Origin of the sequence: Micromonospora sp. NPDC023644 (genome assembly GCF_040640115.1) — a bacterium.
In the GTDB taxonomy this organism is placed as follows: domain Bacteria; phylum Actinomycetota; class Actinomycetes; order Mycobacteriales; family Micromonosporaceae; genus Micromonospora.
In genome coordinates this window covers 231,592-245,996 of the sequence record NZ_JBFABA010000004.1, presented here as the reverse complement: position 1 = coordinate 245,996, position 14,405 = coordinate 231,592, and the positions used below count along the sequence as shown (strand labels likewise).

The following is a 14,405-nucleotide window of genomic DNA, read 5'->3' as shown; positions in this document are numbered from 1 at the left end:
CGCGAGAAAGGGCGGCGACACGGGGGCGCGGGAGGGCGGCGGCGCGGCGGTCGTCGCTACCGTGTGCGTGTGGCGAAGGCGGGCGGCCTCGGGGGCTGGCGTGGCGGGCTGCTGCTCGCGCTCGCCGCGGTCGTCGCGCTCGCCGCGACCGGGGTGTGGAACCCGTTCCCCGCGGTGTGGGACTGGGTCGACCGCAGCGAGCCGATCTCCGAGCCGGACGTGGTCTGGCAGCAGCGCGTCGGCGGCACCCCGCGCAGCGTGACCATCGCCGGCGACACCGTGGTGGTCGAGCAGCGCACCCGCGTGGAGGCGCGCAGCCTGGCCACCGGCGCCCAGCTGTGGGAGCGCAAGGCCGACTGGTCCGCGGTGGCCGGCGGCGACGCGGACCCGGTCGTCGTCGTGGGCAAGCTGCTGGTCAAGGGGTACGAGGTGCTCGACCCCACGACCGGCGCCACGCGGCGGCGCAACGGCGACGCGGTGGCCGTCTGGACGTACCGCAACATGCTGCTCGACGCCCGCTGCGTCGACGCCACCGACTGCACGGTGAGCGCCTGGGACCCGCGCGGCACCGACCCGCTCTGGACGGCCTTCGTGCCGGGGGTGCGCAGCGGGCTGCTCGGCGACAACCCCGGGCTGCTCGGCACCCGCCGGCTCGACGCCGTCCGGATCGACGAGGAGGTGGCCGGCCCGGAGCCCGTACCGCCGCTGCTCGGCTTCCCCATCGACGGCCGGGTGCACGTCCTCGACACCGCCACCGGGCGGGTGCTCCAGGACGTCGAGCCCGGCCGGGACGAGCGGCTGTCGGTGGTCGGCGGCCGGCTGCTGCGGATCACCGCCCGCTCCCAGGACGGCACCTGCTACTTCGCCATCTCCGGCCGGGACCCGGCGACCGGCCAGGAGACGTGGCAGCGGGCCGGGATCAACCTGCGCACCGCCGACAACGCCGGCTGCGCACAGCGGGAGGACCCGCACGGCGCGCGCAACGTGCTGATCGGGGTGGCCCCGGACGCCCGCGAGGCGGTCCTCGACGGCTACGACGGGCGGCTGCTGCTGGTCACCGCCGCCGGGGAACGGCTGCTCGCGGTCGACGACCGGTACGCCCTGGTCCGACCGGCCGACAAGCGTGCGGTCGTCGCCCGGGAGCTGGGCGGCGGGCGCGTCCGGTGGACCCGTCCCACCGGGGCGAAGGCCGGCGCCGCGCTCACCCCGTACGCGGCCGTGATCGCCGACGAGAAGCCGTCCCGGCTGGTGGCGCTGGAACCGCGTACCGGGCGGGAGCTGGCGAGCCTGCGGACCTCCGCGAACGCCCTCGCGGTCGGCCCGCGGGGAATGATCATCGGCGAGGGGCGGGAGATCGGCTACGTCCGCTTCGGCGGCACGCCGGGCGCCCCCGCCCCGCCGCGTGACGGCGGCGTACCCGGTCCCGGCGGCACGGCGGGGGTCCCCGGGCCGGAGGACAGCTGCGGCCCGAAGCGGGAGCTGTGCCCGGGGTGAGAGCGTCGTCCCAGGACCGACCCGGCGGGTGGGACTGATCGACCCTTCTGCCCTAGGCTTTCCGCTCATGAGCAGTGCCGCCGCGTTCTCGTACGCTCCCTTGCTGCCGACCGGTCCCGACCAGACGGAATACCGCCTGGTCACCGACGAGGGCGTCGACGTCGTCAACGGGCCGGGGGGCCGCCGGTTCCTCACCGTGGAGCCGACCGCGCTCACCGCGCTGACCGCCGAGGCGATGCACGACATCGCGCACTACCTGCGCCCCGCGCACCTGGCCCAGCTACGGTCGATCATCGACGATCCGGCGGCCTCGCCGAACGACCGGTTCGTCGCGCTCGACCTGCTGCGCAACGCCAACATCGCGGCCGGCGGCGTGCTGCCGATGTGCCAGGACACCGGCACCGCGATCGTGATGGGCAAGCGCGGCCGGCACGTGCTCACCGACGGCAGCGACGCCGAGGCCGTCTCGCGCGGCGTCTACCAGGCCTACACCCGGCTCAACCTGCGCTACTCGCAGCTCGCCCCGCTGACCATGTGGGACGAGCGCAACACCGGCAGCAACCTGCCGGCCCAGGTCGAGCTCTACGCGGAGGACCCGGACGGGCAGCCCGACGCGTACAAGTTCCTCTTCATGGCCAAGGGCGGCGGCTCGGCCAACAAGTCGTACCTCTACCAGGAGACCAAGGCGCTGCTGAACCCCACGCGGATGATGCAGTTCCTGGAGGAGAAGCTGCGGCTGATCGGCACCGCCGCCTGCCCGCCCTACCACCTCGCCATCGTCATCGGCGGCACCTCCGCCGAGTACGCGCTGAAGACCGCCAAGTACGCCAGCGCCAAGTACCTCGACGCGCTGCCCACCGCAGGCTCGATGACCGCGCACGGCTTCCGCGACCTGGAGCTGGAGGCGGAGGTGCTGGAGCTGACCCGCAACTTCGGCATCGGCGCGCAGTTCGGCGGGCGCTACTTCTGCCACGACGTACGGGTGGTCCGGCTGCCCCGGCACGGCGCCTCCTGCCCGGTGGCGATCGCCGTCTCCTGCTCGGCCGACCGGCAGGCGGTCGCCAAGATCACCCCGTCGGGCGTGTGGCTGGAGCGGCTCGAGACCGACCCGGCGCGCTTCCTGCCGGACGTCACCGACGAGACGCTCGACGCCGAGACGGTCGTCAAGGTCGACCTCAACCGCCCGATGGACGAGATCCGCGCCGAGCTGTCGAAGTACCCGGTGAAGACCCGGCTGTCGCTGACCGGCCCGCTCGTGGTGGCCCGCGACATCGCGCACGCCAAGATCGCGGAGCGGCTGGACGCCGGCGAGCCGATGCCGCAGTACCTGCGCGACCACGCGGTCTACTACGCCGGCCCGGCCAAGACCCCGGAGGGCTACGCGTCCGGCTCGTTCGGCCCGACGACCGCCGGCCGGATGGACGCGTACGTGGAGAAGTTCCAGGCCGCGGGCGGCTCGCAGGTCATGCTCGCCAAGGGCAACCGCTCCGCCCAGGTCACCCGCTCCTGCCAGCAGTACGGCGGCTTCTACCTCGGCTCGATCGGCGGCCCGGCCGCCCGGCTCGCCCAGGACTGCATCAAGCACGTCGAGGTCCTGGAATACCCGGAGCTGGGCATGGAGGCGGTCTGGAAGATCCAGGTGGAGGACTTCCCGGCCTTCATCGTGGTCGACGACAAGGGCAACGACTTCTTCGCCGAGGTCACCAAGCCGGTGCTGACGGTCGGCCGCCGCTGATCCACGCGTACGCGAAGGGGCGCCGGGCAGTGGCCCGGCGCCCCTCGTCGTTGCCCTACGTCAGCTGGCCCGGCTGGCGTAGAAGGTGCCGCTGAAGGTCTCCGACACGATCCCGTCGCCGGTCCGCGTGTGGACGGTGATCCGGTGGATCCCGGCGGTCGTCGGGGTGTACCCCACCGACGCCGACCCGTCGGGGCCCGCCGCGACCGTCTCCGCCGGGCGGCCGTCGAAGGAGTAGACGAACTCCGTCACCCCGGGCATGCCGGCCTGGAGGACGAACGTCCCCGGCGTGCCGGCGATCGCCCCCTGGAACTTGTTGATCGGGTACTCGACGGAGCTGACCGTGGGCTTGGTCGCCAGGTAGAACCGGTAGGTGCCCTCGCCGGACGGCAGGTCACCGGCGGTGCGACTGCGGACGTACACGGTGTTGTAGCCCGGCCTGGTCGGCGTGATCGTGACCGTGGCCGTGCCGTCGGCGACCGCGGCGACGGTCTGCTCCGGCCCGTCGTCGAGCCGGTAGGTGTACTCGACGACGTCCTCCATCCGCGGCGAGAAGGTCAGGGTGCGCGGCTGGCCGTACCCGGCCGTCGGGTTGGCGTCGGTGATCGTCGGGCTGGTGGTGCGCACCCGGAACTCGTAGCTCGTGGCGGGGGAGCGATTGCCCGCGAGGTCCACCGCCTCGACGGTGAGCGTCCTCGGCCCGTCCCGGTCGGGGGTGAGGGTGACGGTCGCCGAGCCGCCCGGGACGTCGGCCGCCACGTCGGTCGCCGGCTGCCCGGACACGCTGTAGCGGAACCGCACCGTGTCGGTGTCGCCGCCGGCGGAGAAGGTGAACTGGCCCGGGATGCCGGGACCGCCGTACCAGCCGTCGTCGGCCGGGTAGTCCGTGGAGCTGACCGTCGGCTGGGCGGGGCTGGTGGTGTCGACGGTGAACCGGCACTCCGCCGACCAGGCGGAGGTGTCGCCCGCCCTGTCGGTGGCCCGGACGGCGAAGGCGTACGTCCCGTCGACCATCTGGCCGGCCGCAACGCTGTACGAGAAAGACGACCCGGCGGCCTTGGCCGGGGACGTGTGCTCGGTCCGCATGGTCGGGTCGGTCACCGGCCACCAGGCGAAGGTGGCGGTCACCGGCTCGGCGTTCGACGGTGCCGCGTCCGCGTCGGTGACCTTCGCCGACAGGTACGGCGTGGCCGTGCCGATGTGCAGCCCGTCGGCGCAGGGGAGCCCGTCGACTGCCAGGTTGGTCGGTACGTCCGGCGGCGTGTTCGAGTCGATGGAGATAACGAGTTCCCTGATCCATCGGCCGTAGGGCAGCTTGTCCTCGTGGTCTCCGGCGATCCGTGCCATGAAGGTGATCGAGGTCTGTCCGGCCTCGACCGCCTGCCGTACCGCCTCGGTGAGCAGCACTTCCAACTGCCCCTGACACGGAGCGGCCGGCGCGATGTCAGCGATCTTCTCGCGAACCGCGGGTGACGTTTCCCAGGTCAATGCGGTGGTCGGTACGTCGGTCCGCCACAGCTCGATCTCGCGTGGCTTCGAGCATTCGTTGACCGCCGTCTCCTCGGTGAGACCGAGGGCACGAATGACGCGCTTGCCCTGGAACGGAGAGAGGTCGTAGGTGAAGTAGGCCCGCGAGGTGTGCTTGTCGTCGCCGGACGTCCAGGTGCCGACCGGCACGGTGCCGTCGATCTCCGGAGAAGCGGTCGACGGCTGACGGGCGTCGGTCCAACTGCCGCTGGTCGGAAGGATGAACCGGCTCACCCCGGCGGATGCCGGCGTGGCGGTTACGACCAGGGCGCTGGTGGCGGTGAGCAGGGCGGTGAGGCCGGTGGCCAGAAGCCGGCGCGGAACGCGCCGACGGCGTACGGCGGGCACGCCGGTGGAACCCCGTTGTCCGTGCAAGGTGGAAGATCCTCCGATGGGAGTGCGAATACTTCCACGATCCTAGATACGTGACACGCGGAAGGCGCTCGGCTTTTCGAGTGACGTCGGTGCGCCCGCCCTGAGGAGTCGGCGGGCGCACCGCCCCCGTTCGGTCGCCGTCGGCGGCGACCCGGTGACGAGTGTCGGTGTGAGGACTGTCGATCCGCTCTCGGAACGGTGTCGGCTTTCGTCCGGGGCGCCGTGACCGCCGGCGCCGACCCGGCTCGCCGCGATCATCTGCACGTCGGCGCGCGGCGCGGCAGGATGGTACGCGTGACGACTCCAGAGGCGACGGGCTACCGGATCGAACGCGACTCGATGGGCGAGGTGGAGGTGCCCGCCGAGGCGCTGTGGCGCGCGCAGACCCAGCGCGCGGTGCAGAACTTCCCGATCTCCGGCCGGGGGATCGAGCCGGCCCAGATCCGGGCGCTGGCCCAGATCAAGGGGGCGGCGGCCGAGGTCAACGGCGAGCTGGGCGTGATCGACGCGAATGTGGCCGCGGCGATCGCCGCCGCCGCGGCGCACGTGGCCGACGGCGGCTACGACGACCAGTTCCCGATCGACGTGTTCCAGACCGGGTCCGGCACGTCGTCGAACATGAACACCAACGAGGTCATCGCCACGCTCGCCAGCCGGGAGCTGGGCCGCGACGTGCACCCGAACGACGACGTGAACGCCTCGCAGTCCAGCAACGACGTCTTCCCGTCCTCGATCCACCTGGCCGCCACCGAGGCCGTGGCGCGGGACCTGCTGCCCGCGCTTGCCCACCTGGCGGAGGCGCTGGAGGGCAAGGCGGCGGAGTTCGAGACCGTGGTCAAGGCCGGGCGCACCCACCTGATGGACGCCACGCCGGTGACCCTCGGGCAGGAGTTCGGCGGGTACGCCGCCCAGGTCCGCTACGGCATCGAGCGGCTGGAGGGGGCGCTGCCCCGGCTGGCCGAGCTGCCGCTGGGCGGCACGGCGGTGGGCACCGGCATCAACACTCCGCTCGGCTTCGCCGCGAAGGTCATCGAGAAGCTGCGCGGCTCGACCGGGCTGCCGCTGACCGAGGCGCGCAACCACTTCGAGGCGCAGGGCGCCCGGGACGCGCTGGTGGAGACCTCCGGGCAGCTGCGCACGGTCGCCGTCGGCCTCTACAAGATCGCCAACGACATCCGCTGGATGGGTTCGGGCCCCCGCGCCGGGCTGCGCGAGCTGCGCATCCCCGACCTCCAGCCCGGCTCGTCGATCATGCCGGGCAAGGTCAACCCGGTCGTCGCCGAGGCGATGCGGCAGGTCTGCGCCCAGGTCATCGGCAACGACGCCGCCGTCGGGTTCGCCGGCTCCCAGGGCGACTTCGAGCTGAACGTCATGCTCCCCGTGATGGGCCGCAACCTGCTGGAGTCGGTCCGCCTGCTCGCCGCGTCGAGCCGGCTCTTCGCCGACCGCCTGGTGGTCGGCCTGGTCGCGGACGCCGAGGTCTGCCTGGCGTACGCGGAGGGCTCGCCGTCGATCGTCACCCCGCTCAACCGTCACCTCGGGTACGACGAGGCCGCCTCGATCGCCAAGGAGGCGCTGGCCAAGCAGATCTCGATCCGCGAGGTGGTCATCGCCCGGGGGCACGTCGAATCGGGCAAGCTGACCGAGACCCAGCTCGACGAGGCGCTCGACCTGCTCCGGATGACCCACCCCTGAGCCGTGCCGGTGCCGCCGGCTGGTCCGGCCCGGTGCGGCTCGGCATGTCGGCGGCGTTCCGGAAGGCGATGCCGGGGGCAGCCGGGTCCCGGGCCGGGCCGTGTCGCTGACGATTCCCCACCTTCGGTTCAGCGCCCGCTGGCGGCCTTGCGGGCGCGGTAGGCGGTGACGGCGGCGCGGTTGCCGCAGCCCGCGTCGCAGAACCGCCGGGACCGGTTCTTCGACAGGTCGACGAGCACGTTCTCGCAGTCCGGGTGGTCGCAGATCCGCAGCCGGCGCAGCTCCCCGGCGCGTACGAGATCCGCCAGCGCCATCGCGGCCTCGACGGCCATCCGGGTCGCCAGCGGCGCGTCGCGCGGCACGGCGTGGATGTGGTACGGCTCGTCGTCGTGCGTGATGAGCTGCGGCAGCGCGTCGTTCTCGCGGAGCAGCCCGTTGACGATGGCGACGATCCCCTCGGTGTCGGCGTACCAGACGCGGCGCAGCCGGGGCCGGAGGTCGCGCACCGCCCGCAGTTCGTCCCCGGTGTGCTCGTGCCGCCCGCTGTAGGTGTGGGCGACGAAGAACGCGTCCAGGGCGGCGACGTCGGGCAGGCCCTCACCGTCGCGGCCGGCTGTGTTGACCAGGGCGGCCATGGCAGTCAGGGAGCATTCCGTGTCATGGGTGAAAAGCAACTTGACTCCTGTCGGGGTGCCCGCCTAGCGTCACGAGCGTAGTGGCATTTTACTCGTGACAGTGGGAGTGGATCGATGCGTCAGCCACCCGCCGCCGGGCTCGGTCTCGGCCTCGCCCTTCTCTCCGCCGTCACCTTCGCCACGTCGGGCACGTTCGCCCGGTCCCTCATCGACGCCGGCTGGTCGGCCGAAGCGGCCGTGGCCGCCCGGGTCGGCATCGCCGCGCTGGTCGTGGCGGTCCCGGCCGTGCTCTCCCTGCGCGGCAAATGGGACGTGCTGCGCCGCAACCTCGCCGCGATCGGCGTGTTCGGGCTGCTCGGGGTCGCGACGGCCCAGGTCTGCTTCTTCAACGCGGTCCGCTACCTGCCGGTCGGCGTCGCGCTGCTGCTGGAGTACCTCGGCATCGTCCTGGTGGTGGGCTGGATGTGGCTGGTCCACGGGCAGCGTCCCCGCCGGCTGACCGTCGCCGGCTCGGTGGCGGCCCTCGCCGGCCTGTTCTTCGTCCTGGACCTGACCGGCGCCGGCCGGCTCGACCCGGTGGGCGTGCTCTGGGGGCTCGGGGCGGCCGTCGGCCTCGCCGGCTACTTCGTGCTCGCCGGGCGGGTCGACGAGGAGCTGCCCTCGGTGGCCCTGGCCAGCGGCGGCATGGCCGTCGGGGCCGCCGTCCTGCTGCTGCTCGGCGCGGTCGGCGCGCTGCCGCTGCGCGCGGCCTTCGGCGAGGTCACCTTCGCCGGGCAGCAGACCAGTTGGCTCGTGCCGGTGGTCGGCCTGTCGCTGGTCGCCGCCGTCGTCGCGTACCTCGCCGGGATCGCCGGCACCCGGATCCTCGGCGCCCGGCTGTCGTCATTCGTCGGGTTGACCGAGGTGATGTTCGCCGTCCTGATCGCCTGGCTGGTGCTGGGTGAGCTGCCCACCGTGGTGCAACTGCTCGGCGGCACCCTGATCGTCGCCGGGGTCGCCCTGGTGCGCGTCGACGAGCTGCGCGCTCCCCGCACCGAGGGTCGCCCGGAGCCGCGCGCCACCGAGCCCGCCCTGCCGTGACCTGAACCAGACCGGGGGCGAACAGCGGGCGGCCGGTCGGGCGCACGGTGGCGGGAGCGCCCCGGTCACGGGCGCCAGCCCCGGGCGCCGAGCGCGGCGCGCACCTCGCGCAGGACGCCCGGGAAGTCCTGGCGCAGTCGCCTGCCGGTGACGGGCAGCACGAGCCAGCCGGCGCCGACCAGTTGGGCGATCCGGTCGAGGTGCCCGCCACCGGCCCCGGCGTGCCGCCCGTCCGGGGCGACGGCGACGCGGTACGCCGGCCACCCCAGGTCGGCGTGCAGCACCAGCCCGGAGGCGACCCGGACCGGGTGCCGGACGGCGGGGCGCGGCAGCCCGGCCAGCACCAGCCGCACCCGCAACTCGGACTCCGCCGGCGACCGGGCGCCCGGATCCGCCAACTCGAACACCCAGCGCGCCCGCCGACCGCCGGGCCGGTCGGCGTTGCGGTCGGCGATGCCGACGAGGGCCTCGCGGCTGGTCAGCCCCTGCCGGAGCAGCGAGTCGACGATGCCGACCGCCCGCAGCGGCTCCAACCAGACCGCCGTCTCCCACGCCGCCGCGGTCGGATCCGTGCGGGCCGGCACGCCGGCGGTCCGCAGCTCGGCGACCAGCAGGCCGCCCGGGGGCGGAAGGACCGCGCCGCTCCGGCCGGTGGCGGACGGACGGGCCGCCGTGCTCCGGCCCCCGCCGGGCGGTCGGACCGCGACGTCACGGCGGTCGTCGGGCGGGCGGGCCGCGACGTTACGGCGGTCGTCGGGCGGGCGGGCCGCGACGTTACGGCGGTCGGCGGGCGGTCGGCCCGGCACGCCCGGACCGTCGCCCGCCCCTCGGGATCGCGCGGGCGCGCACGGCGGCGACGTGGCCGGGCCCGTGGAGTGCACGCGCAGGCCCCGCTGCGGGCCGAGGCGCATCGTCCTCGGGACGAGGAAGTGCACGTCGTCGGCGAAGGAGGCGGCGTGCTCGACGCCGTGCAGGTAGGCCGCCGAGGGGCCGGCGACGACCGCCTCGGGCGGCAGCCGCAGGGCGGCGGCCCGGCAGGCCAGGGCGTGGTCCCGGTCCAGCCGGGCGTCGGCGTAGACGTCGTGGCGCAGGCGCAGCCAGGCCGAGCTGCGCAGCTGGTGCTCGGTGACCAGCCCCTGTCGGATCGCGTCGGAGCCGCGGAAGACCTGCCAGGCCAGGACGGCGGGCCGGTGTGGTGGAGGTGGCATGTGGGCAGCGTGCCCGCCGTCCGGCCCCGCCCGGCACCCCTGTGGACAACCAGGGCCGCCCCCGCGCGGCGTCGACTGTGGACAACCGGCCCGACGGCCGTCCGATGTGGTAAGGGTTCGCCGCGGGCGGTGGCCCGGGAAGGGCGGGCGGGGTCAGGACAGGGCGGCGGCGATGGCCGTGGCGGCGGCGAGGACCTGCGCGCCGACCACCTCGGCGTCCAGCGGGGCCAGCGCCACCACCCCGACGCTCGCCTCCAGGCCCGGCACGCCGAGCACCGGGGCGGCCACCCCGTACGCCCCGGGCTGGAGCTCCCCGGCGGTGCTCACCGGGCCGGCGGCGCCCGCCCGCCCGGCGAGGATGGCCCGCCCGGCCGCACCGCGCTCCAGCGGGTGCCGCGCCCCCGTCCGGTACGCGACGTGGAACGACGTCCAGCTCGGCTCGACCACGGCGAGCGCGACCCCCTCGCCGCCCTCGACCACCGTCAGGTGGGCGGTCGCGCCGGCCTGCTCCGCGAGGCGGCGCAGCGCCGGCAGCGCCCCCTCGGCGAGCAGCGGCTGGGCCCGCCGCGCCAGGTGCAGCACCCCGGCGCCGAGGCGCAGCCGGCCGTCGCCGTCGCGGCGCAGCATGCCGTGCGCGGCGAGCGCGCCGACCAGCCGGTACACCGCCGCCCGGCCGACGCCCAGCCGGTTCGCCGCCTCGGTCACGGTCAGCCCGCCCGGCGCGTCGGCGACCAGGTGCAGCAGCCGCAGCCCCCGGTCCAGCGTCTGCGCCGTCTCCCCGCCCCGCGCCGTCGTCTCCACGACCAGCAGCGTACGACCCGGCTCCGGACGACCCCGGAATGCGTGGACGGCTACCCTTGTACGGTGACGCTACGCCTGTATGACACCGCCACCCGATCGGTCCGGGACTTCGTCCCGCGGGAAGCCGGCAAGGTGGGGGTCTACCTGTGTGGTCTCACCCTCCAGGCCCCGCCGCACATCGGTCACCTTCGCTCCGGCGTCAACTACGACGTGCTGCGCCGCTGGCTGCTCGCCGCCGGCTACGAGGTCACCTTCATCCGCAACGTGACCGACATCGACGACAAGATCCTGGTCAAGGCGATGGAGCGGGGCCGGCCGTTCTGGTCGATCGCGTACGCCAACGAGCTGGTCCTGGCCGAGTCCTACCGGGCGCTCAACGTGCTGCCCCCGACGTACGAGCCGCGGGCCACCGGGCACATCCCGGAGATGCACGAGCTGATCGCGAGGCTGATCGCCGAGGGGCACGCCTACCCGGCCACCGACGACTCCGGCGACGTCTACTTCGACGTCTGCTCCTGGCCGGCCTACGGCTCCCTGTCGGGACAGTCGCCGGACGCGATGCAGTCGGCCGGCGACGCGCCCGACCGGGGCAAGCGCGACCCACGCGACTTCGCGCTCTGGAAGGGCGCCAAGCCCGACGAGCCGGCGGACGCCTACTGGTCGTCGCCGTGGGGGCGGGGCCGGCCGGGCTGGCACATCGAGTGCTCGGCGATGTGCTGGCGCTACCTCGGCGCCGAGTTCGACATCCACGGCGGAGGGCTCGACCTCACCTTCCCCCACCACGAGAACGAGATCGCCCAGTCGCAGGCCGCCGGGCTGCCGTTCGCCCGCTACTGGGTGCACCACGGGCTGCTCAGCATCGACGGCGCGAAGATGGGCAAGTCGCTGGGCAACGCCCTCGACCTGGCGTACGTCGACTCGCTCGGGGTGCGCCCCGTGGAGCTGCGCTACTACTACGCCGCCGCGCACTACCGGTCCCGGATCGACTACTCGGAGGACGCGCTGCGCGAGGCCGCCGTCGCGTACCGCCGGATCGAGGGGTTCGTGCAGCGGGCCGTCGAGCGCGTCGGCGCCGGCCAGCTCGGTGAGCTGCCGGGCGCGTTCGCGGCGGCGATGGACGACGACCTGAACACCTCCGCCGCGTTCGCCGTCCTGCACGAGGTGGTCCGCGACGGCAACACCGCCCTGACCGGCGGCGACGATGTGACCGTCCGCACGGCGCTGGCCGCGGCCCGCGCCATGCTGGATATCCTCGGGGTCGACCCCCTCGACCCGGCGTGGACCGGTGGCGGCCGCACGGACGACCTGCGCGGCGTGGTGGACTCACTGGTCGCGCTGGCCCTGGAGCAGCGCGCACAGGCCCGCGGTCGCAAGGACTGGGCCGCCGCCGACGCCGTACGCGACCAGCTCAAGCAGGCCGGCGTGGTGGTCGAGGACACCCCCCAGGGCCCCCGTTGGACTATTGGAGAGCAGGACTGATGGCCGGCAACTCGCAGCGCCGTGGCCGGCGTCTGACGCCGAAGGCGGGAGCCCCCAAGGGCTCCGGTGGCAAGAACAAGGACTCGCTCGCCGGGCGGGGCAGGACCCTGCCCGCCGACGAGCGGCCCTGGCACAAGGCCTACTCGGGCACCGAGAAGCTGCCCCAGCGCACCGCCTGGAAGCAGGACAAGGAGCGCCGGGCGGCGGCCGAGGAGGGCCGCGCGCCCAAGATCGGCCAGCCGGGCAGCAAGGACACCACCTGGGGCAAGGGCGGTGGCCGGGGCACGCCGACGGGCGGCGGGCGCGGCACGGGCGGTGGCCGGGGCGCCAGGCCCGCCGGTCGGGGCGGCCCCCGGGTCGCCCCGGGCCGCAAGTCCAACCCGTCGAAGGACACCCCGGAGCTGCTGGTCGGGCGCAACCCGGTGCTGGAGGCGCTGCGTGCCCTGGTGCCGGCGACCGCGCTCTACACCGCCCAGGGCATCGACGTCGACGACCGGGTCAACGAGATCATCCGGACGGCCGCCGACCGGGGCATCGCGAACCTGGAGATCAGCCGGGCCGAGCTGGACCGGATGACGGGCGGCGTGCTGCACCAGGGCGTCGGTCTCCAGGTGCCGCCGTTCGCGTACGAGCCCTTCGAGGACCTCGTCGCGGCGGCGCTGGAGCAGGCCGCTCCGCTGCTGGTGGCGCTGGACGGGGTCACCGACCCGCGCAACCTCGGCGCGGTGATCCGCTCCGCCGCCGCCTTCGGCGCGCAGGGCGTCTTCGTACCCGAGCGACGGGCCGCCGGGATCACCGCGACCGCTTGGCGGACCAGCGCCGGCGCGGCGGCGCGGGTGCCGGTCGCCCAGGTGACCAACCTGACCCGGTCGCTGAAGGCCTGTCAGGACGCCGGCTTCATGGTCGTGGGCCTGGACGCCGACGGCGAGACGGACCTCTACGACCTGGAGGCCGCCGTCGGCCCGCTGGTCGTGGTGGTCGGCTCCGAGGGCCGAGGGCTCTCCCGGCTGGTCGGCGAGACCTGCGACCTCACGGTGAGCATCCCGATGGTCTCCGAGGTCGAGTCGCTCAACGCCAGCGTCGCCGCCGCCGTGACCCTCGCCGAGGTGGCACGCCGCCGGGCCGCCGAGGGCTGATCCCGCAGACACGCGAAAGGGGCGGTCCGCCGATGGCGGGCCGCCCCTTTCTCGTCGTACGTCAGATGCGGTTGCCGGTGCCCGCGTTGAACACGTGGCTGCGGCCCTCGCGCGGCTTGACGAACACGGTGTCGCCCATGTTCGGCATGGTGCGCCGGTCGGTGCGGACCACGAAGCGCTCGTTGTTGCCCTCCAGCGCGGCGTGGCCGTAGATGTTGGCGTCCGAGCCGAGGTCCTCGACCAGCTCGACGACGACGGGCATGCCGCCCTCGGTCGGGCTGACCAGGTCGCAGTCCTCGGGGCGGAAGCCGACGGTCACCTTGTTGTTGCCACCGTCGGCGCGGGCCGCCTCGACCTGCTCGCGGGTGAGCGGGATGTGCAGGTCGGCGAACGCGGCGCCCCGCTCGTTCAGCGGCACGGTCTTGATGTTCATGGCGGGGGAGCCCATGAAGCCGGCGACGAAGACGTTGGCCGGGGTGTCGTAGAGCGCCCGCGGGGTGTCCACCTGCTGGAGCACGCCGTCGAGCATGACCGCCACCCGGTGGCCCATCGTCATGGCCTCGACCTGGTCGTGGGTGACGTAGACGGTGGTGACGCCCAGCTTGGCCTGCAGCGACGCGATCTGGGTACGGGTCTGCACCCGCAGCTTCGCGTCGAGGTTCGACAGCGGCTCGTCCATGAGGAAGACCTGCGGCTCGCGGACGATCGCCCGGCCCATGGCCACTCGCTGGCGCTGACCGCCGGAGAGGGCCTTCGGCTTGCGGCCGAGGAACTCCTCCAGCTGCAGCAGCGCCGCCGCCTCCTTGACCCGCCGGTCGATCTCGGCCTTCGAGGTCTTGCGCAGCTTGAGCGCGAACGCCATGTTCTCGTACACCGTCATGTGCGGGTAGAGGGCGTAGTTCTGGAAGACCATCGCGATGTCGCGGGCCTTCGGCGGCAGGTGGGTGACGTCCCGGTCGTCGATGTGGATCGAGCCCTGGTCGACGTCCTCCAGGCCGGCGAGCATGCGCAGGCTGGTGGACTTGCCGCAACCGGAGGGGCCGACCAGGACGAGGAACTCGCCGTCGCCGATCTCCAGGTCGAGCTGGTTGACGGCGGGACGCTCCTGGCCCGGGTAGATCCGGGACGCCTTGGAGTAGGTGACCGTAGCCATGGTGGGGTGCTTCCTTTCACCGGCAGGAACGTGCCGGACGATCCGAGTGAAGGAGCGGCCGGCACGGGAGCGCGCCGGCCCACGGGC

Annotated in this window: 11 protein-coding genes; 6 read left to right on the top strand and 5 right to left on the bottom strand. The window is 73.9% G+C overall.

What is annotated here, in order from left to right; genetic code table 11:
* Positions 1-69: 69 nt before the first annotated feature.
* Entirely contained in the window at positions 70-1,494 is a 1,425-nt protein-coding gene (locus AB0G08_RS05515; RefSeq protein ID WP_358083465.1) for a PQQ-binding-like beta-propeller repeat protein, read from the top strand.
* A 67-nt stretch (positions 1,495-1,561) separates the two neighbouring features.
* Positions 1,562-3,229, top strand: a complete 1,668-nt coding sequence (locus AB0G08_RS05510) for a fumarate hydratase (RefSeq protein WP_358083462.1) — start codon at positions 1,562-1,564, stop codon at positions 3,227-3,229.
* Positions 3,230-3,289: 60 nt separating this feature from the next.
* Here AB0G08_RS05510 and AB0G08_RS05505 read toward each other — a convergent pair whose 3' ends face one another.
* Positions 3,290-5,104 (bottom strand): hypothetical protein, encoded by a 1,815-nt coding sequence (locus tag AB0G08_RS05505; RefSeq protein ID WP_358083459.1) that lies wholly within the window; start codon positions 5,102-5,104, stop codon positions 3,290-3,292.
* 312 nt (positions 5,105-5,416) lie between these two features.
* On the opposite strand from AB0G08_RS05505, the gene AB0G08_RS05500 reads away from it, so the two are divergent.
* Positions 5,417-6,826 carry a class II fumarate hydratase gene (locus tag AB0G08_RS05500; RefSeq protein ID WP_358083592.1) on the top strand — a complete coding sequence of 470 codons (1,410 nt, stop codon included), beginning with the start codon at positions 5,417-5,419 and terminating at the stop codon, positions 6,824-6,826.
* A gap of 128 nt (positions 6,827-6,954) precedes the next feature.
* On the opposite strand, the gene AB0G08_RS05495 is transcribed toward AB0G08_RS05500, so the two are convergent.
* Positions 6,955-7,500, bottom strand: a complete 546-nt coding sequence (locus tag AB0G08_RS05495; RefSeq protein ID WP_358083456.1) for a CGNR zinc finger domain-containing protein — start codon at positions 7,498-7,500, stop codon at positions 6,955-6,957.
* Positions 7,501-7,575: 75 nt separating this feature from the next.
* Here AB0G08_RS05495 and AB0G08_RS05490 point away from each other — a divergent pair, with 75 nt between their 5' ends.
* A complete protein-coding gene (locus AB0G08_RS05490; RefSeq protein ID WP_358083454.1) occupies positions 7,576-8,541 on the top strand; it encodes an EamA family transporter in 966 nt (321 codons plus the stop codon).
* A 65-nt stretch (positions 8,542-8,606) separates the two neighbouring features.
* On the opposite strand, the gene AB0G08_RS05485 is transcribed toward AB0G08_RS05490, so the two are convergent.
* Positions 8,607-9,749: a hypothetical protein gene (locus AB0G08_RS05485; protein WP_358083451.1), complete on the bottom strand. Its 1,143-nt coding sequence runs from the start codon at positions 9,747-9,749 to the stop codon at positions 8,607-8,609.
* A 153-nt stretch (positions 9,750-9,902) separates the two neighbouring features.
* Complete coding sequence (locus tag AB0G08_RS05480) at positions 9,903-10,550, bottom strand: helix-turn-helix domain-containing protein (RefSeq protein WP_358083448.1); 648 nt, start codon at positions 10,548-10,550, stop codon at positions 9,903-9,905.
* A gap of 63 nt (positions 10,551-10,613) precedes the next feature.
* On the opposite strand from AB0G08_RS05480, the gene cysS reads away from it, so the two are divergent.
* Complete coding sequence (cysS, locus tag AB0G08_RS05475; protein ID WP_358083445.1) at positions 10,614-12,029, top strand: cysteine--tRNA ligase; 1,416 nt, start codon at positions 10,614-10,616, stop codon at positions 12,027-12,029.
* Positions 12,029-13,165 carry a 23S rRNA (guanosine(2251)-2'-O)-methyltransferase RlmB gene (gene rlmB / locus AB0G08_RS05470; RefSeq protein ID WP_358083442.1) on the top strand — a complete coding sequence of 379 codons (1,137 nt, stop codon included), beginning with the start codon at positions 12,029-12,031 and terminating at the stop codon, positions 13,163-13,165. Before cysS ends, rlmB begins: the two co-directional genes overlap by 1 nt.
* Positions 13,166-13,226: 61 nt before the next feature.
* On the opposite strand, the gene ugpC is transcribed toward rlmB, so the two are convergent.
* Complete coding sequence (ugpC, locus tag AB0G08_RS05465) at positions 13,227-14,318, bottom strand: sn-glycerol-3-phosphate ABC transporter ATP-binding protein UgpC (protein WP_358083440.1); 1,092 nt, start codon at positions 14,316-14,318, stop codon at positions 13,227-13,229.
* Between the last annotated feature and the right edge of the window lie 87 nt (positions 14,319-14,405).